General features: G+C 38.0%; 20 protein-coding genes, 1 rRNA gene and 1 riboswitch. Of the genes, 8 read left to right on the top strand and 13 right to left on the bottom strand.

Annotated features, from left to right (window positions below; genetic code table 11):
• Positions 1–7: 7 nt before the first annotated feature.
• Positions 8–1,486, bottom strand: coding sequence for an aldehyde dehydrogenase family protein (locus MWJ95_RS23635; RefSeq protein WP_249107335.1), 1,479 nt, complete (start codon positions 1,484–1,486; stop codon positions 8–10).
• A gap of 270 nt (positions 1,487–1,756) precedes the next feature.
• Between MWJ95_RS23635 and MWJ95_RS23630 the strand changes: the two genes are divergently transcribed.
• Positions 1,757–1,903 (top strand): hypothetical protein, encoded by a 147-nt coding sequence (locus MWJ95_RS23630; RefSeq protein WP_249107334.1) that lies wholly within the window; start codon positions 1,757–1,759, stop codon positions 1,901–1,903.
• A 253-nt stretch (positions 1,904–2,156) separates the two neighbouring features.
• Positions 2,157–2,957 carry a TIGR00266 family protein gene (locus MWJ95_RS23625; RefSeq protein WP_249076180.1) on the top strand — a complete coding sequence of 267 codons (801 nt, stop codon included), beginning with the start codon at positions 2,157–2,159 and terminating at the stop codon, positions 2,955–2,957.
• Positions 2,958–3,148: 191 nt separating this feature from the next.
• On the opposite strand, the gene MWJ95_RS23620 is transcribed toward MWJ95_RS23625, so the two are convergent.
• From MWJ95_RS23620 to MWJ95_RS23605, 4 genes are all read right to left on the bottom strand, one after another.
• A complete protein-coding gene (locus MWJ95_RS23620; protein ID WP_249107333.1) occupies positions 3,149–4,111 on the bottom strand; it encodes a 2-hydroxyacid dehydrogenase in 963 nt (320 codons plus the stop codon).
• Positions 4,112–4,437: 326 nt separating this feature from the next.
• Entirely contained in the window at positions 4,438–5,739 is a 1,302-nt protein-coding gene (locus tag MWJ95_RS23615; protein WP_249107332.1) for a protoglobin domain-containing protein, read from the bottom strand.
• 174 nt (positions 5,740–5,913) lie between these two features.
• Positions 5,914–6,747, bottom strand: coding sequence for an undecaprenyl-diphosphate phosphatase (locus MWJ95_RS23610; RefSeq protein ID WP_308221955.1), 834 nt, complete (start codon positions 6,745–6,747; stop codon positions 5,914–5,916).
• Positions 6,748–7,071: 324 nt separating this feature from the next.
• Entirely contained in the window at positions 7,072–8,151 is a 1,080-nt protein-coding gene (locus MWJ95_RS23605; RefSeq protein WP_249107331.1) for a metallophosphoesterase, read from the bottom strand.
• A 383-nt stretch (positions 8,152–8,534) separates the two neighbouring features.
• Here MWJ95_RS23605 and MWJ95_RS23600 point away from each other — a divergent pair, with 383 nt between their 5' ends.
• The gene (locus MWJ95_RS23600; RefSeq protein ID WP_249076184.1) at positions 8,535–9,683 is read left to right on the top strand and encodes an acyl-CoA dehydrogenase family protein; all 1,149 of its coding nucleotides are present in this window, start codon (positions 8,535–8,537) and stop codon (positions 9,681–9,683) included.
• A gap of 360 nt (positions 9,684–10,043) precedes the next feature.
• Here the strand turns inward: MWJ95_RS23600 and MWJ95_RS23595 are convergent, their stop codons facing one another.
• Genes MWJ95_RS23595 through MWJ95_RS23585 form a run of 3 tightly spaced genes read right to left on the bottom strand, consistent with a single transcriptional unit; the run spans position 10,044 to position 13,077 of the window.
• Complete coding sequence (locus MWJ95_RS23595) at positions 10,044–12,236, bottom strand: histidine kinase dimerization/phospho-acceptor domain-containing protein (protein ID WP_249107330.1); 2,193 nt, start codon at positions 12,234–12,236, stop codon at positions 10,044–10,046.
• 15 nt (positions 12,237–12,251) lie between these two features.
• Entirely contained in the window at positions 12,252–12,407 is a 156-nt protein-coding gene (locus tag MWJ95_RS23590) for a hypothetical protein (RefSeq protein WP_249076186.1), read from the bottom strand.
• The gene (locus MWJ95_RS23585; RefSeq protein ID WP_249076187.1) at positions 12,385–13,077 is read right to left on the bottom strand and encodes a response regulator transcription factor; all 693 of its coding nucleotides are present in this window, start codon (positions 13,075–13,077) and stop codon (positions 12,385–12,387) included. Before MWJ95_RS23585 ends, MWJ95_RS23590 begins: the two co-directional genes overlap by 23 nt.
• Before the next feature lie 441 nt (positions 13,078–13,518).
• Here MWJ95_RS23585 and MWJ95_RS23580 point away from each other — a divergent pair, with 441 nt between their 5' ends.
• Positions 13,519–13,749 (top strand): MerR family transcriptional regulator, encoded by a 231-nt coding sequence (locus tag MWJ95_RS23580; RefSeq protein WP_049667308.1) that lies wholly within the window; start codon positions 13,519–13,521, stop codon positions 13,747–13,749.
• 54 nt (positions 13,750–13,803) lie between these two features.
• Here the strand turns inward: MWJ95_RS23580 and MWJ95_RS23575 are convergent, their stop codons facing one another.
• The 3 genes from MWJ95_RS23575 to MWJ95_RS23565 all read right to left on the bottom strand — a co-directional run bounded on the left by MWJ95_RS23575 (position 13,804) and on the right by MWJ95_RS23565 (position 17,572).
• On the bottom strand, positions 13,804–14,790 hold the full coding sequence (locus MWJ95_RS23575) for a homoserine dehydrogenase (RefSeq protein WP_249076188.1): 987 nt from the start codon (positions 14,788–14,790) through the stop codon (positions 13,804–13,806).
• Positions 14,791–15,495: 705 nt separating this feature from the next.
• Positions 15,496–15,882 (bottom strand): hypothetical protein, encoded by a 387-nt coding sequence (locus MWJ95_RS23570; RefSeq protein ID WP_249076189.1) that lies wholly within the window; start codon positions 15,880–15,882, stop codon positions 15,496–15,498.
• Between the two features lie 388 nt (positions 15,883–16,270).
• Positions 16,271–17,572 (bottom strand): O-acetylhomoserine aminocarboxypropyltransferase/cysteine synthase family protein, encoded by a 1,302-nt coding sequence (locus tag MWJ95_RS23565; RefSeq protein ID WP_249076190.1) that lies wholly within the window; start codon positions 17,570–17,572, stop codon positions 16,271–16,273.
• A 116-nt stretch (positions 17,573–17,688) separates the two neighbouring features.
• A riboswitch (SAM riboswitch) is annotated at positions 17,689–17,802 on the bottom strand.
• A gap of 312 nt (positions 17,803–18,114) precedes the next feature.
• Between MWJ95_RS23565 and MWJ95_RS23560 the strand changes: the two genes are divergently transcribed.
• Together MWJ95_RS23560 and MWJ95_RS23555 are read left to right on the top strand one after the other, a co-directional pair.
• A complete protein-coding gene (locus tag MWJ95_RS23560; protein WP_249107329.1) occupies positions 18,115–18,747 on the top strand; it encodes a glycerol-3-phosphate acyltransferase in 633 nt (210 codons plus the stop codon).
• Positions 18,748–18,939: 192 nt separating this feature from the next.
• Positions 18,940–20,421 (top strand): DASS family sodium-coupled anion symporter, encoded by a 1,482-nt coding sequence (locus MWJ95_RS23555; protein ID WP_249076192.1) that lies wholly within the window; start codon positions 18,940–18,942, stop codon positions 20,419–20,421.
• Positions 20,422–20,610: 189 nt separating this feature from the next.
• Here MWJ95_RS23555 and MWJ95_RS23550 read toward each other — a convergent pair whose 3' ends face one another.
• A complete protein-coding gene (locus MWJ95_RS23550) occupies positions 20,611–22,131 on the bottom strand; it encodes a succinate CoA transferase (RefSeq protein WP_249107328.1) in 1,521 nt (506 codons plus the stop codon).
• Between the two features lie 276 nt (positions 22,132–22,407).
• Here MWJ95_RS23550 and chrR point away from each other — a divergent pair, with 276 nt between their 5' ends.
• Together chrR and MWJ95_RS23540 are read left to right on the top strand one after the other, a co-directional pair.
• Positions 22,408–23,139 (top strand): class II chromate reductase ChrR, encoded by a 732-nt coding sequence (gene chrR / locus MWJ95_RS23545; RefSeq protein ID WP_131199607.1) that lies wholly within the window; start codon positions 22,408–22,410, stop codon positions 23,137–23,139.
• A 154-nt stretch (positions 23,140–23,293) separates the two neighbouring features.
• Positions 23,294–23,764 carry a peptide-methionine (S)-S-oxide reductase gene (locus tag MWJ95_RS23540; protein ID WP_249107327.1) on the top strand — a complete coding sequence of 157 codons (471 nt, stop codon included), beginning with the start codon at positions 23,294–23,296 and terminating at the stop codon, positions 23,762–23,764.
• 463 nt (positions 23,765–24,227) lie between these two features.
• Here MWJ95_RS23540 and rrf read toward each other — a convergent pair.
• Positions 24,228–24,303 (bottom strand): 5S ribosomal RNA (gene rrf / locus MWJ95_RS24770); the annotation flags it as partial.

The raw sequence follows: 24,303 nt of genomic DNA, 5'->3' as shown, positions 1-24,303 counted from the left end.
TGATCTGTTATTCTGTATCGATTTGTGCTCTTTGTAATTTACCGCTATAGTCTACATAAATACTTTTCCATTCTGTATAGACATCTAAGGCAGCAACACCCGAGTCGCGGTGACCGTTCCCTGTGCCCTTTGTGCCACCAAATGGTAAATGGATTTCAGCACCTGTTGTGCCAGCATTCACATAAACAATACCTGTATCTAAATCTCGTTGTGCGCGGAAAATTGTATTCACATCTTGTGAGAAAATTGAACTGGATAAGCCAAATTTTACGCCATTATTTACTTCGATTGCTTCATCCAAACTTGCTACTTCAATTAGAGAAACGACCGGACCAAAGATTTCTTCCTGTGCAATAATCATGTCAGGCTTCACGTTGGTAAATAGTGTAGGCTCATAATAAAACCCTTTATCATAAAGAGGCTCGGATAAAATTCTACCTCCAGCTAACAACGTCGCCCCTTCCTGTTTGCCGATTTGCACATAGTGATTAATCTTTTCTAATGCAGCTTTGTTAATCACTGGTCCGATTTTCACACTTTCATCTAGGCCGTCCCCAATGGTTAGCTTTTGCATTTCGTCTAATAGACGTTTTTCTAGTTCCTCTTTTACATCTTTATGCACAATCACGCGACTACATGCTGTACATCTTTGACCAGCAGTGCCAAATGCACTCCATAAGATGCCTTCAGTAGCTAGCTGTAAATCGGCATCATCCATAACTATGACTGCATTTTTACCGCCCATCTCTAATGAAATCTTTTTCAGGTGTTTCCCACCTAGCTCTGCTACCTTACTTCCTGTTGTTGTAGAGCCGGTAAATGAAATGACCTTGACATCTGGATGTTCAATCAATGCTGTTCCCACTGTTGGCCCTGTACCAAAGACAATATTTGCCACTCCGCCTGGTAAGCCAACCTCTTCAAAAATTTTACCCATTTCATACGCCATCATCGGCGTTTCATTAGACGGCTTCCAAATGAACGTATTGCCAGCAACTATTGCAGGGAATGACTTCCAAGTAGCAATCGCTACCGGGAAATTCCACGGAGTTATTAAACCTACAACGCCTATTGGTGCCCGTACACTCATGGCAAATTTATTGGCTAGTTCTGACGGTGTTGTCTCTCCAAATAACCGTCGCCCTTCACCAGCCATATAATAGGCCATGTCTATCCCTTCCTGTACTTCTCCTCTAGCTTCTTCAATAACCTTTCCCATCTCTTTTGTTAAAACGGTCGCCAAATGTTCCTTCTTCTCTTTCATTTTTTGACCGATGGCATATAAAAAGTCAGCACGTTTAGGTGCAGGTACTAATGCCCAGCTTTTTTGTGCATTTTTTGCAACTGTTACCGCTGCATCTACCTCACTTGCAGTAGAACGCGGTATTGTAGCTAGCTGCTCCCCATTAGCAGGGTTGGACACTACTATACTTTGTAAATGCGAATGGGTTACCCATTCACCGCCAATATAGTTTTTGATTTCCACTACATACACCCCCTGAAGTAACTACGGTGCCTCTGCTGCATTGTTACCAGCTATATCGTTTCCAGACAGATAGCATCTATAACTCTATTTATACGAAATTAAATATGTCAAAATTCCGAATTTTTAATATAAAGAAGTCTGTAGAGCATACTTTGGATTCAATATTATCAATGACAATCGGCAGAGGCTTTATTTTCTTTAGCTGAATATTGATGTCATCTTTTGTGAGCAATCCATTATGCCATGGCATAATGGCGTCCGGAATCAGTTTTGCGCAAAAGCGCAGCGGCAGCAACAAATGTTTTTTGTGCGAAAGCGCAGCGGCAGCAACAAGATGTTTTTTGTGCGAAAGCGCAGCGGCAGCAACAAGATGTTTTTTGTGCGAAAGCGCAGCGGCAGCAACAGGATGTAGGTTAGTTAGTCGTTATCGCATAGATGCGATGATTTTAGGCTAACATCCTTTATTAACTCCTTTCCGATTCCGCGACATCTGCTAAAAGAAGTTAAACAATCACAAATTTTCAGGCTAAGGAAAATACTCATTCTAGTGTTTTATATTCGACATTTACTAGCCTATCCCCTTTTTTTCTAAAACATTTAATTATGCGATGAAACTTATACAACTTATAATCGTATATATTAACAAAATTATTTTTTGGAGGAATCCTTTATGAATAATCACGAAATTGACTACCAATTATATGGCGACGATATGCAATACGTGCAAGTTGAGCTTGACCCTCAAGAAACAGTGGTAGCTGAAGCTGGAGCTTTAATGATGATGGATGATTCTATCCATATGGAAACGATCTTTGGCGATGGCTCAAGAGGAAGCCTAGAAAGTGGTCTTATGGGTAAATTATTTGGTGCTGGAAAACGTCTAATTACAGGTGAAAGTTTATTCATGACGACATTTACAAACGTTGGTTCAGGTAAACGCCATGTGTATTTTGCATCTCCATACCCGGGTAAGATTATTCCAATGGATTTAAGCCAATTGAACGGAAAGATTATTTGTCAAAAAGATGCATTTTTAGCTGCTGCTAAAGGTGTTTCAATCGGTGTTGAATTCCAGAGAAAAATCGGAGTTGGCTTCTTTGGTGGTGAAGGCTTCATTATGCAAAAGCTTGAAGGAGACGGCATGGCTTTTGTACATGCAGGTGGAACTATTCACGAAAAGACGCTAGCACCTGGTGAAGTATTACGTGTTGATACAGGCTGTTTAGTTGCTATGACATCTGATGTAGATTACGATATCGAGATGGTCAAGGGCGTAAAAACTGCATTATTTGGCGGTGAGGGTATCTTCTTTGCTACTTTAAAGGGTCCGGGTAAAGTATGGATTCAATCATTACCATTTAGCCGATTAGCAAGCCGCGTCTTCGCTGCAGCACCAATTTCTCAAGGCGGTGGCGGTCAATCTAAAGGTGAAGGTGGCATTGGCGGTTTATTTGATATGTTTAATAAATAATGGACGCCGTTTAAATAGACATACCAAAAGAGACATCTTAATTGAAGTGGTTGATTGAAATGGGGACTGAGCGACTCCTTGGGGATTAGCAATAGAGGAACGGAAATCACCCCCTCGTTCTGCAAAGAGCCATACTTAATCAATATGAAAGGAGCACATCGCAATTAGATGTGCTCCTTTTTTCGGTGTCATTAATCGATTCGATTTGATGGAACCTTGCCCTGCCCATATGCGGTAAGCTCTTTAATGTTCAGCATCAGCATAGCAGTTCTAGTTTGAAGCGAGGCACTCCCGATATGAGGAAGTGCTACAACATTAGGAAGCGTCAACAATGGATGATCTAATGAAATAGGCTCTTGTTCAAAGACATCTAGCCCTGCAGCCCACAGCTTACCACTTTTTAACGTATCATAAAGTGCGTTCTCATCGATAATGCCACCACGTGATGCATTAATCAATACCGCATCATCCTTCATCATAGCAAGTTCCTCTGCACCTATAAGTCCTACTGTATCATTGTTAAAAGGTGTCATAATAACAACAAAATCCGATTGTTTTAAAAGGTCCTCCAACGATGCATATTGAAAGCCATACATTTCTTCTGCCTCATGGCGACGTCTACGATTATTATATAAAATTTTCATATCGAAGCCTTTTGCACGTCTTGCAACAGCTTGGCCAATACGTCCCATACCAATAATTCCTATAGTGGCCCCTGAAACATCTTTACCTACTAATTGCATCGGATACCAACTTTTCCATTTACCTTCACGTAAATATCGATCACCTTCTGGAATTCTACGTGCCGTTGCAAGCAATAATCCCATGACAAAATCAGCAGTCGTATTGGTTAATACTCCTGGAGTATTTGTCGCCATTATTCCGCGCTTACGCAAAGCTTTAATATCAATATTATTAAATCCAACTGCTAAATTTGTTACAAGTTTTAAATTGGGTGCGTGTAATAATAACTCTTCGTCAACTTGGTCAGCAAGCGTTACCCACAGTACTTCACAATCTGCGACTGCTGCCAATAGTTTTTCCCTAGGTATAACAATTTCTTCTTCTTCCCATTGTTCGATATCATAATATTCTTTTAATGGCTCAACTATATGCGCTGGGAACTTTCGTGTAATAAATAATTTCTTTTTCATTTTCCGAACACCCCTCAATTTAATTCGCCTATAGCGTAACACTTAGAACAAGTATTTTCTAGAGGATTTCTTATCTTTACAATGTAATCTCTATTCCTTTTTATCACTCTACAAATTTCATCCGTCTATTTATTGTTTTATCCTTCAAAAAGGCGATTTTGTCTCATTTATAAAAAATAATTCGTAAGATGATTTCGGTTCCGTCTGGGTGCTTTCCTGATGGCATCGAATAAGCCGCTTCGCTTTCACATAGCTTGCTGGATCTCGTATCATACACTTTATCATCCTGAACTTAAAAAACTATGCACAGGCTTTATGCATAGTCGTTAAAAATCTCTAATTGTTGTATCTAGTCGATTGGCAACTTGTTTTAGTTCCTCGGAAGATTCTCCAATCGATTCTATAATTTCCTCTAATTTCGTTATTTTTAGTCCGACATTTTGGAAGTTAGAGATAGAACCGTCTACTGAGCCGGATATTGCATCGAATGCTTTTAAAGATTCCTCGTTTTGCTCAATACTATTGTTCACCAGTTCTTGAATCTCATGAATAGCTAGAACAACTTGATTTGTAATTTCATTGGACATAGTTATGAGATCCGCAATTTGTTCCACTGAACTTTTCGTTTGGTCAGCAAGCTTACGAACTTCATTTGCCACGACAGCAAAGCCTTTTCCATGCTCTCCTGCACGCGCAGCCTCAATAGCTGAATTTAACGCAAGTAAATTTGTTTGACCAGAAATGCTTTTCACTATTTCAATAACGGCATTAATTTTAGACGAAGATTGATCTAATTGCTCCACCATACCCGACATTTCAACTGTCTTATGATGAATTTTCCCAGTCTGCTCATTAATTAACACTATTTTAGAATAGCCTTCAGACGATACCTTCTGCATTATTTTCGCCTCATCGATACTTTCCTTTAAGTATTCATTAACTTCCTTGGCGTTATAAACTAATTCGGTCACTGTTTCATTTGTGCTATTAGACTGAGTCTCTAACTGCGTAGATATCCCACCTATGATTTCTTTAACATGTGTTCGAACATTCCTCTGTTGCTTTTCAATTAATGTATTCGCGTAATTATCATATTCCTCTAAAACAATTTGTTGTTCGAAATTACACATTTTACTTATGGCATTACAAAACTTTTCTTCTTCGTCCCTCGTTAATTGAAGTTTATAAACAACCTTTCTTAAAAATTTTTCAAGATTTTGAAAGGCTGCTAAATACCACTTAGGATACAAGTTAATCTTAACATGCATTTTTGCCACCTGCCTTCTCTTCGCCAAAAATGCATCGTCTATACGCCCTTCGAACATTTCTATAATATGATGACGTAAAGTTTGGCGTAAACGGTCACTAGAGCTATACTTCTCAATAACCTGACGTAAGGCTGGCACACTTTCAATCTCGTGATAGAATGCTGACACTACCTCTGCGACATTTCGTTCAATATACGGTTTTAAACTTCGAATTAACTGCAAATCTTCTCTAGTCAAATTTACTAGATTTAACTGCTGTAAACGTTCCTGATCTTGAATAATAACCCCTATACTTGATTCATCAGTAATCTCAATTGTTTTTTTCTTTGGTCTATTTCCAATTCGAAACAATTTCTCCACCCCACCGACCTATGTCTATTTTACTAAAAATAAATAAATCTTTAATTAATTATACTGTCTAGACAATTGAAAAGACAATATGTAGGTAAAAAACCATCTAATATGATAATACTTATTAACCATTTAAAATACTAAAAAGCCACTCATTCTATAATAGAAGAGTGACTTTATTCATTACATAAAGATAATAACAGCCAGTACAGCAGCTAGTACTAAACGATAAATAGCAAATGGCATTAATTTCACTTTTGAAATAAGTGCTAAGAAGAATTTAATTGATAATAATGCAAAGATAAATGAACTAATGAAGCCCACCACATAGAATCCGATATAATCCATAGACAGCGTATCCCAGTTTTTCAGTACAGATACTAAACTAGCACCTGCCATAATTGGTACGGCCATAATGAAAGTAAAATCTGCCGCCACACGGTGACTCATACCAAATAGTACACCACCAGAAATTGTTGCGCCTGAACGGGAGAACCCTGGCCAAAGTGATAAACACTGTACTAACCCTACTTTAAATGCTAAACCATAAGAAATTTTATCTAGCGAATCAACTTTTGGTTTTTTTGATGCAAATTTATCGGCAATAATCATTAAAATTGCTCCAGCTACTAAAGCATAAATCACATGCTCGACTTTAAATAGATGATCATCAATAAAATCTTTAGCCGCAAAGCCAATTATAGTTGCCGGCAGCATACCCACAATAACATGCAATAAATTGAAGTGACCTTTCACCGATGTCGTTTGACCATCAATTTTATAGAGTCCAACTAAATTTAACATTCGTTTCCACATAACAACGACTACGGCTAAAATAGAACCTAACTGTACAACGATTTTAAATGTATTGGCGGGATACATCCCTAAAAACTCCTCTGTCTTTAACCACATATCGTCCACAATAATCATATGACCTGTCGACGACACTGGCGCAAACTCTGTCATTCCCTCGACAAAGCCTAAAATAAGCGCCTTTAATAATTCAATAATATCCACGTTGTCACCTTACCTTTTACAGATTAAAATATAATAAAATACACTTTTTCATATACGATGAGCACATCACCATAATGTGGGTTGATTTCCGTTCCGGCTGGGCGCTATGTAGCTGCCGCTTCGCTTTCGCACAGCTTCCTGGGGGCGTCCGATGAGCCTTCGTTCCTCTATTGCTGATCCCCAAGGAGTCGCCCAGCCTCCACTCCAATCAACTTATATCCATGGCATACTTTTTAACAAATGTCATCCCCAACTTTTAATGCTGTGCCAAAAGACAACATTTATCATCAGCCTTACTCCAACGAAATTTTTCTGCCGCTTTTTTTAACGAAAGTTTATATCCACAACCCATAATTCAGAACGGCTGCCTATTCGCATTGGAGGACCCCAAAAGCCAAAGCCCGATGAAACAAGTGTATGCATTTTCTCCTTCAACTTATAACCATAATCGAGCTCAAATACACGTGCTGTTATATACTGATTGGGCCATAGTTGACCCTTATGTGTATGACCTGACATATGGAAGTCTACGCCCATTTTTGCAGGCGTATTTAAATCATTTGGGGTATGATTCATGACAAACCAAGGCAAGTCATCTGTTATCTTCAGTGCCTCTAGTTGTGTTCTATCCTTGTTTGTAATATCCTCTTGCCCCGTTAATACTAACACATTATCAATTCTAATAGTTTCATCACACAAAACTTTTACATTAGCGTTTTCCATTTCTTTAATAAATTCAGGGATTTTCTTACCATAATACTCGTGATTGCCTAGTACACCATACACGCCATATGTAGATGTTAATTGCTTCATCACATCTGCCATTCCCTCTTTAACAAACCATTTAGGATCGTCATCTACAATGTCCCCAACTAAAAAAACGATATCCGGCTTTGCTTCATTCGATAACGTAACAAAGCGCTGTAAATGTCCTTTATTTGCTAGAACACCTAAATGGAAATCTGATGCGACTACAACTCTCATCGATTCTAGTTCACTACTCTTTTTATCCATCGTTATTTCTAAATGGCGGACTACAGGTGAATACGCTAAATAGGTACCTACAATACCTAGTACAAACAACGTCGCCATTGCCATACCACCAACTATCGGTACACTTTTAAAAGGACTTAGCCAAATAATCAAGTGTGCTATCAAACAAAGAAATAATCCGTATTCAAAAATAAACATCCAGTAATTATTGATGATTGAAAACACTCGTAAGGACTCATGTAATCTACTAATAATACTACTGAACGCAATGATATACAGCACAAACCAATAGACAATTGGATAATGGAACCACCCCATCGCCATAAGCCATTGTCTCAATCCCCATCCTAAGTAAAAAGTTGATGCACTATATATACTTATAAAAAGAATTCCACCAATTACTTTAGGCATATTTCAGTTCCCTACTTTCCTATAGTCTTAGATGATTATAGCATTCTACTTAACCTTCTCTTAAAGAAAGTAAGTGCACAAGGATATCCAATTAGCTCATTATATCTAGTGTACATTTCCTCTGTCATTTAATCGTATGATTTACATGACAATCTAATTAGGAAAGTGACAATTTCGTAATTTAGGTGATTACACGAAATCATATGCAACAGCCCTCACTAGAAAGCGCCTACTAAATGGTAAGACCCTCATTCAACCTAATTATATAAGATTATGTAGAAAATCTATGAATAATATACTTTAATTTTTCTGAATATTTCAGTAACATTATAATTGCAAGAGAAAATTTACGCATGTACGGGGGAAAAAGGGGTGTTGTTCATATGACAAAATATAAATTCGAATCAACAGAGCATGAGTTATTTCGTAAAACCTTACGTAAGTTTTTAGCAGAAGAAGCTGAGCCGAACTATCCACAATGGGAGAAAGATCATCTTATTCCACTTGATTTTTGGCGTAAGCTTGGGGAAATGGGTTATCTATGCCCTCAAGTAGAAGAGCAATACGGTGGTCTCGGACTCGATTTTAGTTTCGGCGTAATTATTCAAGAAGAGCTTGAGCGTGTAGGTTCGAGCCTTATTGGCGTTGGTCTGCATAACGATATTGTCGTGCCTTATATTGAGGCATACGGCTCGAATGAGCAAAAATCACGCTGGCTACCGAAATGCGTGACAGGTGAAAATATTACAGCAATCGCTATGACGGAGCCAGGCACAGGTTCAGATTTGGCAAACATCCAAACAACTGCTATTCGTGATGGTGATCACTATATCGTCAACGGACAAAAAACATTTATTACAAATGGGATTCATACAAATTTAGCGGTCGTTGCGGTAAAGACAAATCCTCAGGCAGAAAAAAAACATCGTGGCATTAGCCTTCTTGTCATTGAAGATGGGACACCAGGCTTCACGAAAGGTCGCAAGCTTGAAAAAGTTGGTATGCACGCACAGGATACAGCCGAGCTATATTTTGAAGATTGTCGCGTACCAGTAGAGAATCTCCTTGGTGAAGAAGGTAAAGGCTTTATCTATATGATGGAAAAGCTGCAGCAAGAACGTTTAGCAGTAGCCATCGCCGCACAAACAGCCGCTGAGGACATGCTAGCTTTAACAATTGATTATGTAAAATCACGTGAAGCTTTCGGCAAATCAATTAGCGACTTCCAAAATACGCAATTTAAAATAGCGGAAATGGCAACGAAAATCGAACTTGGCAAATCATTTTTAGAATCTTTAATAGAAGAACATATCGCTGGAAATGATGTTGTGACAAAAGTTTCGATGGCAAAATACTGGATAACAGAAAATGCACGTGAGCTTGCTGTCCAGTGTATGCAGTTACATGGTGGCTATGGTTATATGGAAGAATATAAGATTGCTAGAAGATATCGTGATATTCCAGTCATGTCGATTTATGCAGGTACCAATGAAGTCATGAAAGTAATTATTGCTAAGAATTTAGGATTATAACTGTGAAATTGAGGTGTATGGCTCTTCCGCAGAGGGGTTGATTTCCGTTCCTGAAGACGTCCGAGCTTGGCCGGAGTGACGGATGGATGGCCTGGAGTGACGAATTGTAGCCAAGGCGACGGTTTGATGGGACGGAACGACGGATAGAACTGCCGGAGCGATGGATAGAACCGTCAAAGTGACGGATAGAACTGTCAAAGTCGTGGATAGAACTGTCAAAGTCGTGGATAGAACCGCCAAAGCTGCGGATACCCCGCCATAACGACGGATCAACGATCACAATATTCATAAAGATTCCCTCAAACATTTCATTTTCAACATAACAAAACCAGCGGCAAAATAATAGCCACTGGTTTTGCTTTATGCCGTTGGAATTCGAACGATGACCTTAAATAAATCTCCATCTACCTCTATACTCATACGAGCACCATGCAAATCTACAATAGATTGCGCAATGGCTAACCCTAACCCAGAGCCCTCTGTATGGCGTGAAGCATCGGCGCGCTTAAAGCGTTCAAATAACTCATCGGCATTCTCACTAATTTCATATTTTGCAACGTTCTTAACCGTGAATTCAGCATCACCGTCTGCTGTACGTTTCAATGTTACATAAACCCGTGTACCTTCTAATGCATATTTTAAAACATTAACGATTAAATTATCGATCAATCTCCACCATTTTTGTCCATCCACAATCGCGTAGATTGGCTCCTGTGGTTTTGTCATGCGTAAATCTAAATGCGCCTGTGCTAAGTCTTCTTCATGCTCCCCTACTGCCTGCTGTACAAGCTGCGTTAAATCGACTCGACTGCGATGAAGCTCTATATTACCACTCGCCATTTTAGATACTTCAAAAAGATCCTCAATCAGTAGTTTTAGACGATCTGATTTTTTATCAAGGATATGAATGTATTGCTGGCGCTCTTCCTCAGTAATATCAGGATTTTTCAGTAAATCTGTATACGTAATAATAGACGTTAATGGCGTGCGTAAGTCATGACTAACATTCGTAATAAGCTCTGTTTTTAAACGTTCACTTTTTGCCTGCTCATGCATAGACGTGCTGACACCTTCTCTTAAATGATTAAGGTTTTCAGCATGTTCCGCAAGTGGTGATTTGCCCATTACTTTGACATCATGATTTAAACGCCCTTCTGCCATGTCTTTTGTATCCTTCATAATTCGGTTTAAATAGCCCATTCTTGAAAGGAAAAGAATCATAGCTGGAATACCGATCATCGCACAGATGCCCGATACTAGAAAGGGGAATCCTCCCCCTCTTAGCATAAAAGCAACAAGACTTCCGCCACCAAAAAACGCTGCCCCAATCATGACAATAGCATGTAATCCAATGGAACGATTTAAAAATAAATCCGTAATTGATCCACCTAGTGACCATAAATAGCTAGCTTTTATATTCTCTTCTAATTTCTTTACTGTATTCACTCGATCATACAACCAAATTAGCTGTACAAAGAATAGCATTGCAATAATGATTAAGACACCCAATTTCACCAGCACACTAGTGAAATACTGTACATAGTTGGATTGATAAGTAAACTCAATCGCTTCAAAAGCAATTTCAGATGCTACCAAATAGATGAATGCATTTATTAATAATAATCCCACTTGATAATCAATTTTCATTTTTACAAGAGCTTCTTTTTCCTTTAAACCTCGTACCATCTGCAGTACTTCTTTACGTCCGTTCCATGCAAAAATTGCTGCCACAATACCCGTTAACCATATGAAGTAGTAAATGTATTGCTGGCGTGTAAAATGGTCATATTCCTCCAAGATATTGGCTGCTTGCGCCGTTTTTGTAGAGATGGTGATGGTACCAGTGTAATCAGAAGTTTCCCTTAAACTTTCCGTATCCAAGCTGTTATCCGTTCGATAAAAAATTTGGCTTAAATTATCACTAATATTCCAAGTAGTTAATGGATGTTGTTCATTATACTTAATTTTGTACGCACCACTATCCGAAACATCACCTGAACGATACGTTTTGCCTGTTTCAGTGTTCGTTAATTCATAAGACCAGTAATTATTATTTCTCACAAAACTCTTTGCTTCTTCTTTTACTGCCTTTATATATTGATCAACGAGTTCATTCTTTTGGGCTAGAATTTTTTTACGGACATGCTCATCGTCCTCAAAATTCGCCTTTATATCTTTAATGGTTGTATCTCGCTCTTTCTCAAGCTTTGTTTTTAATTCTGTTGCATTTAAATTAGTAGCTTCTTGAATGCGTTCTTCGTATTGAGCTTTAATATTATCTATCTGTTGTCCTAAGGTTCCATAAAAATTACGATGTTCTTCAATTTCACTCTGTGTCACCACAATTTTACTTTTCAAATCCTCAGCAGTCGGCACATTTAACACTAATGGTCCTATTTCTGACTGAAAATTATCAAGTTCTTGTTGGAAATTACCGGATTGAAAATAGGACTTCCCAATGTATTGGTACCCTACTTTAGAGAACGTAAATATACCGAAAATTACCCAGATTAAACATATAAGAGCGAGAAGAGGTTTCCAATTTTTCAACATGCTTTTAACTCCTCTCTAAAAAATTCTCTCAAGCAATTGTAGCATCCCCGAAGAGCGGGCAGTTACGATCTGATAGGCGTACACACCAAAGTAAATTAGTCCAATAACTCCTGCTACAAACCCTGCAATTGTAGCATACTGCTCTATTTTATTTTTCCATTTTATAGCCAACGCCCCACACCACCTTTAAATAACGTGGATTTTTCGGATCTGCTTCGATTTTTTCACGTATTTTTCGAATGTGTACAGCCACAATGTTTTCTGCATTGTAAGCTTCCTCATTCCACACACGCTCATAAATCTCTCTTATCGAAAATACACGCCCTGCATTTTTCATTAATAGTTCTGTAATTTTATATTCGATTGGTGTTAATCGAATAGGCTCCCCTTCTAAATGAACTTCCTTTGCATCTTCATCTAATACAAGCCCGTCGATTTCCACCTTTGCTGCTTCCTCATTGTACGTCCCAAGTTGTACATAGCGTCGCAGCTGAGATTTTACTCGGGCCAACAGTTCTAACGGATGAAAGGGCTTTGTAACATAATCATCTGCACCTACAGACAGACCATGAATTTTGTCGCCATCCTCCGCCTTTGCACTAAGCATAATAATTGGAATATTACGCTCTTCCCTAATTTTAAACGTCGCTGTTATTCCATCCATATTTGGCATCATAATATCTAAAATTATTAAATGTACTTCATTGTTTTCTAATTTTTCGAGTGCCTCTACGCCGTCAGCAGCTTTAATGACATTGTAGCCTTCATTCTTTAAATAAATTTCAATACCATCACGAATATCTTGATCATCGTCTGTTACAAGAACTGTTAGTTTCGTCATGATATACACCTCGCTCTCAATAAATAGTGTACCTTTTAAATCTTAAAAACCAGTTATTATAAAAATGAAGAATTTCTTAAGGTTTTAATGAGTCTCCTCAACAAAACGTAGATCAACTTAGAGCATATATAAATTAGCTAGTATCGCTTGTCCTCAAAGCATCCTTCTAATGTCAATAACATAGTATCCCTTCTAAACAAGGAATGCTATCAATTGTTCAAATAGTTGTATCGGTTAGACGAATGAATTAGAAAAAAAAGACAACGGACTATTATTACTGCTCTTAGTAGTAATAATAGTCCCTCACAACCACTAATATTAATAATACAGATTTATCCAAAAGCAAACAATTACCATTTTCCTTTTTCTTTCATTTATTAACCCATAGTAGGCTTTCTATTAAAGGGAGGTTATAATAAAAACAACAAAAGGAGCGAAATTATGTATAAAACAATTGAAGAAACAGCCATCGAGCTTGGTATGCCAGAGGATCAAGTACTTCGACTAGTTTACGAGGGCCGTATTCGCTCAGTATACGACGGGGATCAAATACTGATTAATAGCGGACAGTTTAGCACTTATTTTGAACAGTTAGACCGTATTAAAGAGGAAATTGAAATTTGGCGAAATACACCTATTCCAGAGGATATTGATGTTAAAGATGAGGATTAAAAAATGCCTATCATTCAAACAAGTAGAACATTGTTGAGTGATAGGCATTCTTTATTATATTGTTACGACAAACCCTGCTCGCTTACCGATAATTTCTGCGTAATCCTCAACCATTACACTAGCAGTTGGATACATACCTGCGCCAGGTCCAACTAACGTTAATGTACCAATATAATTTGTATCCAATGCCACAGCATTATTGACGTCATCAACTGGATAAAGCGGATGTTCTTTATCCACTAATTGCGGACCAACCTTTGCGACTACTTTACCATCTGCTAACTTCTCAACCTCAGCAACATGGCGATAACGTAAGCCTTTTTCACAGGCTTCTTTTACTTGCTCTGCTGAAATACTATCAATGCCAACTACTTCAACGTCAGCCCAATCTGGTTGTTCGCCAAATGCCAACGCACTTAAAATCATTAATTTTTTAAAGGCATCCTGTCCTGAAATATCATTATATGGATCTGCCTCTGCATAGCCTAAATTTTGCGCTTCTTTTAAGGCCGTTTCGAACGACCAGCCCTGTGAACGCATTTTCGTTAAAATATAGTTAGATGTCCCATTTAAAACACCCTGAATTCGACTAACATCATTGACAAGCAAAATATTTTTCATCGTTTTAATAACTGGTACACCACCAGCAGTTGTTGCCTCAAATCCTACAAAAACACCGTTTTCTTTTGCAAGATCCTGTAGCTCTAAACCTCGCTTTGCAAACATTACTTTATTAGCTGTGATGACATGACATTTATGTTCAACAGCACGCTTTAAGTAAGTAAATGCTGGCTCCTCATTGACGATCGCCTCAAAAACCACCTGCATACCTGGTTCTGCTAAGACTTCATCCATACTAGTTGTCATTAAATGCGCTGTCCCTGGTACACGTTCACGGCTAGTGTCTGTAACTAAAATTTTTGCTACTTCTAGCTCAATTCCTAATTTATTTTTAAGCTCTTCACGCTTTTCATTTAAAATATGGTAAATTCCTTGACCTACCGTTCCAAATCCTAATATAGCTGCCTTTATAGTTGCCATTTGTGTTATTCCCTCCAACTTACATTCCGCAGTTTCATTATAATTATTTCGTCTCAGCTTAATTCGTACAGATTTTGAATTGTGCGCCGACTTTACAAAGCAGGTCAGTTTGCAGTGTTTCTAATACTTCGTCTACAAACAGATATTTAGTCATGGCGTTTCACTTTCACTACAAAAATATTCTGAAAGAAGATACAAAATCGTGAAACACACAAATTCAAATAATTCGAAATTCAACTTAAAGAAAATTGTAACGTAAATACATACATTGCACAAGGGAAATCTCCCTAGTGTGGACATTTGTTTTCTTCAGACGTGCAAAGGAAATCGTTTTCATCCCTTTTATTATATGATTTTTCACTTGATCTATAATAATTGAACAAATATTGACGATTCTTTATAAACAAATAAGGATCATCACCATAGCGTAGGGTTGATTTCCGTCGCGGCTGGCGCTTTCTTACCTTCACTACAATCAACTTATATTTGATATAAATTTTAATAAATGTCATCCACAACTTTTGACGATGATCCCAAAATAAATACCTTTCTTCTATTATATGTATGTAAAATACGTTCATAAAAACTGTTCTTTTGAAATATATGAAAAAAAATTTTTTCAATTATGCCAGTCTATCTTCTCATCTATTTAAAAAGCTCATTCCCTGTAGCAGCAGAGAATGAGCTAAAATATATGAGGGATAATTAACTAGCTTTGGCTAGCAATTTATAACGATAATGTGTTAAAGCTTGTTGCACCAGTATTATCTCCTCCTGCGTAAAGTTAGGTATTGCATACGTACGTTCAACTAATTGAAATGTGCCGTATTTTAAGTAATACTCTGTCGCAGGTAGAGGAATATGACTTGCTCCATAGCTTTCATAAGCTTCGAAAACTTCTTTTACTGTATAGACTTCCTCATTGACATAAACAATCTCCTCAAAAGCAGAATGTCCAAATCTCTCTTGCCATTTACTCTCAACTGACGCAAGTATGTTTTGAATGGACATGTTGTTCACAAACACATGACCTTCATTTAACTCATAAATAAGATAAGATGCAATGTTTTGCGCACTATACACATTTCCCATTTAAAACACTCCTTTATCATCAGTTTTGTAGATAAGAGTAGCTACTGGCTGAGCAACTACTCCTCTTGATATATATTCAAAAGTGGGGGAGCACTTATGAAACTAAGTTAGTTTGATTTGCTGTACCGATCAACAAGTCGGTGCTACAAATACCTCGGATTGGTTCAGGTTGGTAGCCATTCGAACACTTTTCTTATTTCCTAGTATAAAGCAAGGAATTAAATAAGTCAATAATACTTATAAAATTACTAGGTATTAATGTTAAAGAACATCCTTACGTTCACCAAATGAGGCGAGCGGATGATGCAGCAACGTTTTACGCATTACCGGATGAGGCCTATCGAATGAGAAAATACGTAAACGCTACAACATTAGCCAATGTTTTTTATTAAGCTTCTACTTGTTGTTGTGAAGCTGTTACCTGTTCAATAGCTTGTTCTAAATCTGCAATAATGTCCTCTACTGCCTCAAGACCGATGGATAAGCGAATGAGCGACTCGGTTACACCAGTTTGGATTAGTTCTTCAGCGGAAAGTTGCTGATGTGTAGTAGACGCAGGGTGAATAATTAATGATTTGGCATCCCCTACATTTGCTACGTGCGAGAATAATTTCACACTATCAATTAATTTACGCCCCGCCTCACGTCCACCTTTAATACCAAATGTAAGCACTGAACCAAAGCCGTTTCTCAAATATTTTTTGGCTAAATCATGGGTAGGGAAATCTTCTAAGCCATTGTAATTTACATATTCCACAGATGGGTGGTTTCGTAAATATTCGGCTACCGCTAATGCATTTTCATTGTGTTTAGGAATACGCAAATGAAGCGTTTCTAAACCCTGCAATAAATTAAATGCTGCATCTGCACTTAATGTTGGTCCAAAGTCGCGTAGTAATTGCACTCGCAGTTTTGTGGCAAATGCAGCCTCTGCTGTATCAATACCATAACGCAAACCGTGATAAGAAGCATCTGGCTCCGTAAAGCCTGGGAAACGTCCACGTGTCCAATCAAACTTTCCTGCATCTACTACAACGCCACCTAAAGTTGTACCATGGCCACCAATCCATTTTGTTGCGGAATGAACAACAATATCTGCACCGAAATCAATCGGTGTAGAGCCGTACGGTGAAGCAAATGTGCTATCAATAATTAATGGCAAGCCGTTTTCATGTGCTATATTAGCTACCGCTTCAATATCTAATACCTTTAAACTTGGATTACCGTAAATTTCAGCGAATACCGCTTTTGTTTTATCCGTAATAGCTGCGCGGAAATTTTCTGGATTTGTTTCGTCTACGAAAATTGTTTTAATACCGTAGTTTGGTAGTGTGTTGGCGAATAAATTATAAGTACCTCCGTATAAAGAGCTACCCGCGACAATTTCATCACCTGCGCCAGCTAGATTTAAAATGGAAAACGCAATAGCCGCTGCACCAGATGAAAGTGCTACTGCTGCTGTACCGCCTTCTAATAAAGCGACGCGTTTTTCAAAAACATCTACAGTTGGGTTTGTAATTCGCGTGTAAATATTGCCAGCTTCCTCTAAGGCAAATAGACGTTGCGCATGAGCAGTGTCTTTAAAAACAAATGCCGTTGAGCGATATACGGGTACTGTACGAGATCCTGTTACCGGGTCTGGCTCTTGGCCACCGTGTAACAGCAATGTTTCTGGTTTAAAATTTGTCATTGTATACCTCCAAATGGTTATTTTTTTACGATGGTACCGGAGATGAGGAGGATTTTTCAGTAGAAAACAAAAACCCTCTTCAGCTAAGAAGAGGGTTGCGGTTGCAAGTTTTCCTCCCCTTATCTGCCAGATCCAAGTAAGAATCTGTAGGAATTAGCACCTTAGCAAGTTCGTCACTTACTGGTTGCCGGGCATCATAGGGCCTATCCCTCCGCCGCTCTTGATAAGAGTATGAGATTCAATTTCCATCGTTGTTACACAGTATAAACATAGACTTTTTCTCTGTCAACACTAAAATTTTATTTTTTCCGAAACTTCTGTATGCTTTTTTACGTAATACCAACGCATACACTATTTTAGTGTTTACTCTTCTCATCAAAACGTAGGGTTGATTTCCGTTCCGATTGGGCACTTCGCTTTCGCTAGAGCAAAGGTTCCAGGGGGCTCCTGCACTTCACTTCACTTTATTACAATGACGATGTTTTAAAAATATCATCCCTACTTTTTTTGATGAGCCTATTATTTAGAAAGGAGGACCTTTTATGATAAAAGCCATTATCATTTTTCTTCTTGTTGGTTATTTAATTGGCTGTGTTCACGGCTCTAAAGTTGCTCAGTTTTTATCCGGGGTAGACTTAAAAAAGTCAGGTTATGGCAATGCAGGTGCATCTAATGCAACACTTTCCCTTGGATGGAAATACGGCATATTAGTTGCACTGATCGATATCGGTAAAGGCGTTGCCGCTATTCTCGGTACACAAGCCTACCTAACAGATATAACACAATTAACAGAAATACACGCTTGGCTCTTTACCTACATCGTAGCTGCTGGTGTCATTCTTGGACATAATTTCCCATTTTATATGGGCTTCAACGGCGGCAAGGGTACCGCTTCCATCATTGGTATATTACTTGCGATTGATTGGAAAATTGGTTTATTTGCACTCATTTTATTTGTTATTTTATCTTTCCTGACGAACTATTTAATTGTCGGTGTACTTGTATTTTATCTCGTATTTTGCATTGCCACATATTTATGGATTCCTGGAATAGGCCCGACGAGTATAGCCTTATTTCTTGTTGGTATTGCCATCATTTTGCATATCGAAAATATTAAACGATTGACACAGGGAACTGAGCCTAAAGTGACTTCTGCATTCAAAAAGAAAAAATAATAACTTTTGGATTTTTTTGTATTTTTCGTGACCACATATTTTCTCGTAACTGTCCATTATCGCTATAAATAGAGCGTATTTCACACACTAGTTTTCTTTACAATAAATAGACAAATTCCTTTCTTAATAAAGCATTTTACTAGCCGATGTTATAGGAAATAATATCCATGCTTATAGAAAGGATGAAAATGTATGTCTACTTCTGAACAAGCAAAACCGAAACGTAATTTAAAGCCTCTTTGGATTGGATTAGCCTTTGCTTCACTAATTATAATTACATTTTTACCCAACAGTGGCGATTTACCTATAGCTGGACAACGAGCTTTAGCTATTTTAGCTTTCGCGGTCATCCTTTGGGTTACAGAAGCAGTATCCTATCCCGTTAGCTCTGCCATGATTATTGCTCTCGTGACCATCTTACTAGGATTAGCTCCATCAATGGAAGATCCAACGAGAGAGCTAGGAACATCAGATGCATTAAAATTAGCATTGAGCGGATTTAGTAATTCAGCAGTTGCACTAGTAGCAGCAGCACTTTTCCTAGCGGCAGCCATGCAAATTACCAATTTACATAAACGTCTTGCGCTATGGATTCTTTCACTAGTAGGGACAAAAACGAAAGCCATCGTATTCGGTGCTATTTTGGTATCTATTGCACTCGCATTCTTCGTCCCTTCTGCTACTGCACGTGCAGGCGCAGTTGTACCAATACTACTCGGAATGGTTGCGGCATTTGGTCTACCACGTGATAGTCGACTTGCTGCTTTACTCGTCATTACCTCTGTACAAGCTGTTTCCATTTGGAATATCGGTATTAAGACGGCAGCAGCTCAAAATATGGTCGCTTTAAATTTCATCAAAGAACAATTTGGTGTTGATATTTCTTGGGGTGCTTGGTTACTTTATGCTGCCCCCTTCTCGATCATCATGTCAGTGGCTCTATTTTTCATTATGATTACACTAATCAAACCTGAAACAAGTAATATTGAAGGTGGTAAAGAAGTAATCAAAAAACAACTTGCGGAGCTTGGTCCCTTAAAAGCTCCCGAAATTCGATTAATCATTACATCTGTAGTTTTACTATTTTTCTGGGCTGCAGAGGGTAAACTTCACCCATTCGATACGACAACCGTCACAATCGTTGCAATCGCTATTCTATTAATGCCCAAAATCGGAGTCTATTCGTGGAAGCAAGTTGAACCTCATATTCCTTGGGGAACAATTATCGTCTTTGCAGTAGGTATAATGTTAGGAACGGTCTTGCTTAATACAAAAGGTGCATCCTGGTTATCTGATAAAGTATTCGGTTCACTTGGTTTAGATTCTATGCCGATTCTTGCAACAATCGCGCTTGTTACTTTATTTAATATTCTTATTCACTTAGGTTTTGCAAGTGCAACAAGTTTAGCATCAGCACTTGTACCGGTATTTATCGTTCTAGCCTCAACACTAACGACTAATGTCGATCAGGTTGGTTTCGTGATCGTACAACAATTCGTTATTAGCTTTGGCTTCCTTTTACCTATTAGTGCACCGCAAAATATGCTTGCCTACGGTACAGGAGCCTTTACAACAAAGGATTTCTTAAAATCTGGTATCCCCTTAACGATTATTGGATACATTCTAGTTCTGCTATTTTCCGCAACGTATTGGAAATGGATCGGATTATTATAAAAATCCAGGGTTTTCTTTGAATACCTGATCACTTCTCTGGGGCACCTGATCACTTCAGAGGCTTACCTAATCACTTCGTAGGTCTCTCCCCTAATTCCAGAGATACCCGAGCATTTTGGATTACGTTATTAACAATTAAAAGCCTTGAAGGAACAAGTCAACAGTCCTTCAAGGCTTTTTATCACTTAATTATTTGGATAAAGCAGGGTTTTTCATCGTACCATTCTTTGCGTAATTCACATGCCATGAGAGCGCTGTTTCTAAAATGTGTGGTGTATGATGTCCACCTGTTGCTTCATTGGCATCGTTAAAATATTTCCATAATTGCTCACGATATTCCGGGTGTGCGCAGTTATCAATAATGCACCCAACCCGTTCTTTTGGAGCAAGCCCACGTAAGTCTGCTACCCCCTGCTCTGTTACGATAACGTCTACATCATGCTCTGTATGGTCAACATGCGACACCATTGGAACGATACTAGAAATATTTCCGCCTTTCGCATAAGATTTTGTGACGAAAATACCTAATCGCGCATTACGTGCAAAATCTCCAGAGCCGCCAATTCCATTCATCATTTTTGTTCCTGAAACATGCGTAGAATTTACGTTCCCGTAAATATCCACTTCTAATGCTGTATTAACAGAAATTAATCCGAGTCGGCGAATAATTTCTGGCTGGTTAGAAATTTCTTGCGGACGTAATACAAGTTTATCTGCATATTTCTCAAAATTACCATAAACTCGTTTTCCAACTTCCTCGGAAAGAGTGATCGAAGTAGCAGATGCAAAGTTTACCTTCCCTGCATCAATTAATTCGAATACTGCATCTTGCAACACTTCTGAATAAACTTCTAAATTCTCAAACTCTGAATCTTTAAAACCTAATAAAACGGCATTTGCTACTGAGCCTACACCCGATTGAATCGGTCTTAAGCTAGTCGTTAAACGACCTACCTTAATTTCTTCACGAAGGAAATTTAATAAATGATTAGCCATAATATCTGTTTCTTCATCCGCAGGGACGATTGTCGATGGCGCATCTAAAATATCCGAAATCACAATACCTTTTACTTTATTTAAATCTAGTGATATACCAATTGTGCCAAGGCGATCGGATACATTTTGTAATGGAATTGGATCACGCTTCCCCTGTGGTCCAGGTATTAAAATATCGTGGATACCCTCTAACGCATCAAGCTGAGCTACGTTCAACTCAATGATTATTTGATCTGCCTCTTGCACAAAAATAGGAGAGTTACCAACTGAAGTTGTAGGAATTAGTAAGCCGTCTTCTGTAATAGCAGACGCTTCAATAATCGCAAAATCAATAGGACCAATAATACCTTGGCGTACTAGCTCCGCATTATGTGATAGATGCGCATCAACGAATGTAATCTCACCACTGTTGATTTTATTACGAATACCAGCATCCGCTTGGAACGGTCCACGTTTGCGAATAACGCCAGCTTCCGCTAAGTATTGGTCAACTTCTGGGCCAAGTGATGCACCTGTATACACATCTACCTGGAAGCTCTCTTTTTTAGCTTTCTCCACAAGCGCAAGAGGTACCACTTTAACATCACCTGCACGGGTAAATCCGCTCATCCCAAGTACCATACCATCCTTAATCCAAGACGCTGCTTCTTCTGCTGTTACAACCTTGCTTCGTAGCTGTTCATTACGAAGCTTTTTCGCCACCTTCTCTTCCATCCCTTATTCCTCCGTCCCACTTTATTTTGTCCAACTATCCGGTTTACTCATTTTGGTATAGTCATCCATTTATTAGAAATCCAACCAAATGAACCGCCACCATAATTTTAAACTATTTAGAATTTTTAATCTATAACTAACAAAATATTTTATTTTACGAGAAATTCTATGCATTCGCAAATTATTTAAAAATAATTTCAACATCGGAAAAATTCGATTTTGACGAAAAAGCGTGATATGCTTTTGATATATTAAAGGGAAAAGGGGATTTTTTTGATGGTAAAAGAATTATTACGTAACCACTCTTCAGTTCGTATTTATGATGGAAATCCGATTTCAAAGGAAATTATTGAAGAATTAATTGCTACTGCTCAAATGGCGGCTACATCACATTTTGTACAAGCTTATAGTGTTATTTGGGTAACTGATGAGGAGAAAAAAGAAAAATTAGGGATGCTCTCTGGTAATCCCCGTCAATATGAAACTTCTGGCGGCGCATTTGTCTTCTGTGTAGATTTCAAACGTCTTCAATCAGCAGGCAAATTAGAAGGTGTAGACATTGTCGCTGATTCCGCAGAAAATGTACTTGTTGGAGTAGCTGATGTATCATTATTCGCGCAAAACTTTGTGGTTGCTGCAGAATCTATGGGATATGGAATTTGTTACATCGGAGGAGTGCGTAATAAGCCTGAAGAAATAAGCGAACTATTTAATCTACCTGAATACGTTTTCCCTCTATTCGGCTTAACAATTGGGGTTCCCGCACGTCGTAATGAAGTAAAACCTCGTTTACCTGTTGCCGCGGTATTACATGAAAATGAATACAATACAGAAAAATATGAGGAACTTTTACCAGCTTATAACGACACAATGGAAGCATACTATAATAATCGCTCATCCAATCGAAAAATTGATAACTGGACAAAGCAAATGGCAGATTTTTTAATTGAACAACGCCGTCCCCATATCAAAGATTTCTTAGCGAAAAAGGGTTTTAATTGGAAATAATCTCATCAATAAAAAAGTGGAGTTACATTCGCATGATAGTAACTTCACTTTTTTATATTTTATTTTTAATACACTAGTTTTCTTTAGCTTTTAAAAGCAATGATACATCAAAGGGAATAAATCAATGAACTTTTAAACAAAGAGGAGAGTCCATATGGAAGTAGTATATTTTGCAGGTGGATGTTTATGGGGAGTACAAGCATTTATAAAAACTTTACCTGGAGTTAAGCTTACGGAAGCAGGAAGAGCTAATGGAACAAGTCATACACTTGAGGGTATTTATGATGGGTACGCCGAATGTGTAAAAACAGGATTTGATCCGACAGTTGTAACAATAAAAGAATTAATGGGATACTTTTTTGAAATCATTGACCCATATAGTTTAAATAAACAAGGACAGGATGTTGGCGAGAAATACAGAACAGGAGTATATAGTGAAAAGCCTGAACACTTAAAAGAGGCGAAGGCGTTTCTTAGTGAGAGAAATGATTACAGCCTTATAGTTGTTGAAGTATTACCTCTTACAAACTATATGAGAAGTGCAGAAGAACATCAAGATAGGTTAGCTAGATGTCCAGATGATTATTGTCATATCCCAGAAGAAATATTAAATAGGTATAAGTAAGGGAGATTATTAAAAGATTGTTTATGAAATGCGACTTGGAGAATAAGAAATTTGTCTCATTAAACCCTCAACGTTGTATAAACTGTTTACTATATTACAGGAAAAGAAAGCATTTTGATCACTCATTGTTCAATATACTTTCTTTTTTTATTATAAGGCTCTATTGAATATGCAATAAAGTTTTTACAGAAAGAACTTCCAAACAACATCGGTATTGCTTGTTGTCAATCTTGCCTTATGTTTGTTAACTGTACTTTTATAAACAGATTTAGAAGATAAATTAGACGTAAGCTATCATACGTATCAGTCATTTCAAACACAAATTAAAAACTTCTTAGTATCAGCCTTAAGATCCCTTCGTTTCCCAACACATTTGGAGATTAGCAGGAACCAATATGTTTTGATTAACTGACTAAAAAATCGCAAAAAAAAGCCGAGGAATAAATCCTCGACTTATTTAAGTGCCTAGCGACGTCCTACTCTCACAGGGGGAAGCCCCCAACTACCATCGGCGCTAAAGAGCTTAACTTCCGTGTTCG

It is taken from the genome of Lysinibacillus sp. Bpr_S20 (assembly GCF_023337835.1).
Taxonomy (GTDB): Bacteria; Bacillota; Bacilli; order Bacillales_A; family Planococcaceae; genus Lysinibacillus.
Note: the sequence above shows the minus strand (reverse complement) of the source record. Positions and strands in the feature narration are given on the sequence as shown.

Coding starts and splice junctions, on each gene's coding strand:
- MWJ95_RS23575 (WP_249076188.1), bottom strand. CDS start 14,790: ATGGCAACTATAAAGGCAGCTATATTAGGATTTGGAACGGTAGGTCAA.
- MWJ95_RS23540 (WP_249107327.1), top strand. CDS start 23,294: ATGGAAGTAGTATATTTTGCAGGTGGATGTTTATGGGGAGTACAAGCA.
- MWJ95_RS23555 (WP_249076192.1), top strand. CDS start 18,940: ATGTCTACTTCTGAACAAGCAAAACCGAAACGTAATTTAAAGCCTCTT.
- chrR (WP_131199607.1), top strand. CDS start 22,408: ATGGTAAAAGAATTATTACGTAACCACTCTTCAGTTCGTATTTATGAT.
- MWJ95_RS23605 (WP_249107331.1), bottom strand. CDS start 8,151: ATGCCTAAAGTAATTGGTGGAATTCTTTTTATAAGTATATATAGTGCA.
- MWJ95_RS23560 (WP_249107329.1), top strand. CDS start 18,115: ATGATAAAAGCCATTATCATTTTTCTTCTTGTTGGTTATTTAATTGGC.
- MWJ95_RS23620 (WP_249107333.1), bottom strand. CDS start 4,111: ATGAAAAAGAAATTATTTATTACACGAAAGTTCCCAGCGCATATAGTT.
- MWJ95_RS23550 (WP_249107328.1), bottom strand. CDS start 22,131: ATGGAAGAGAAGGTGGCGAAAAAGCTTCGTAATGAACAGCTACGAAGC.
- MWJ95_RS23580 (WP_049667308.1), top strand. CDS start 13,519: ATGTATAAAACAATTGAAGAAACAGCCATCGAGCTTGGTATGCCAGAG.
- MWJ95_RS23570 (WP_249076189.1), bottom strand. CDS start 15,882: ATGGGAAATGTGTATAGTGCGCAAAACATTGCATCTTATCTTATTTAT.
- MWJ95_RS23565 (WP_249076190.1), bottom strand. CDS start 17,572: ATGACAAATTTTAAACCAGAAACATTGCTGTTACACGGTGGCCAAGAG.
- MWJ95_RS23600 (WP_249076184.1), top strand. CDS start 8,535: ATGACAAAATATAAATTCGAATCAACAGAGCATGAGTTATTTCGTAAA.
- MWJ95_RS23595 (WP_249107330.1), bottom strand. CDS start 12,236: ATGTTGAAAAATTGGAAACCTCTTCTCGCTCTTATATGTTTAATCTGG.
- MWJ95_RS23625 (WP_249076180.1), top strand. CDS start 2,157: ATGAATAATCACGAAATTGACTACCAATTATATGGCGACGATATGCAA.
- MWJ95_RS23585 (WP_249076187.1), bottom strand. CDS start 13,077: ATGACGAAACTAACAGTTCTTGTAACAGACGATGATCAAGATATTCGT.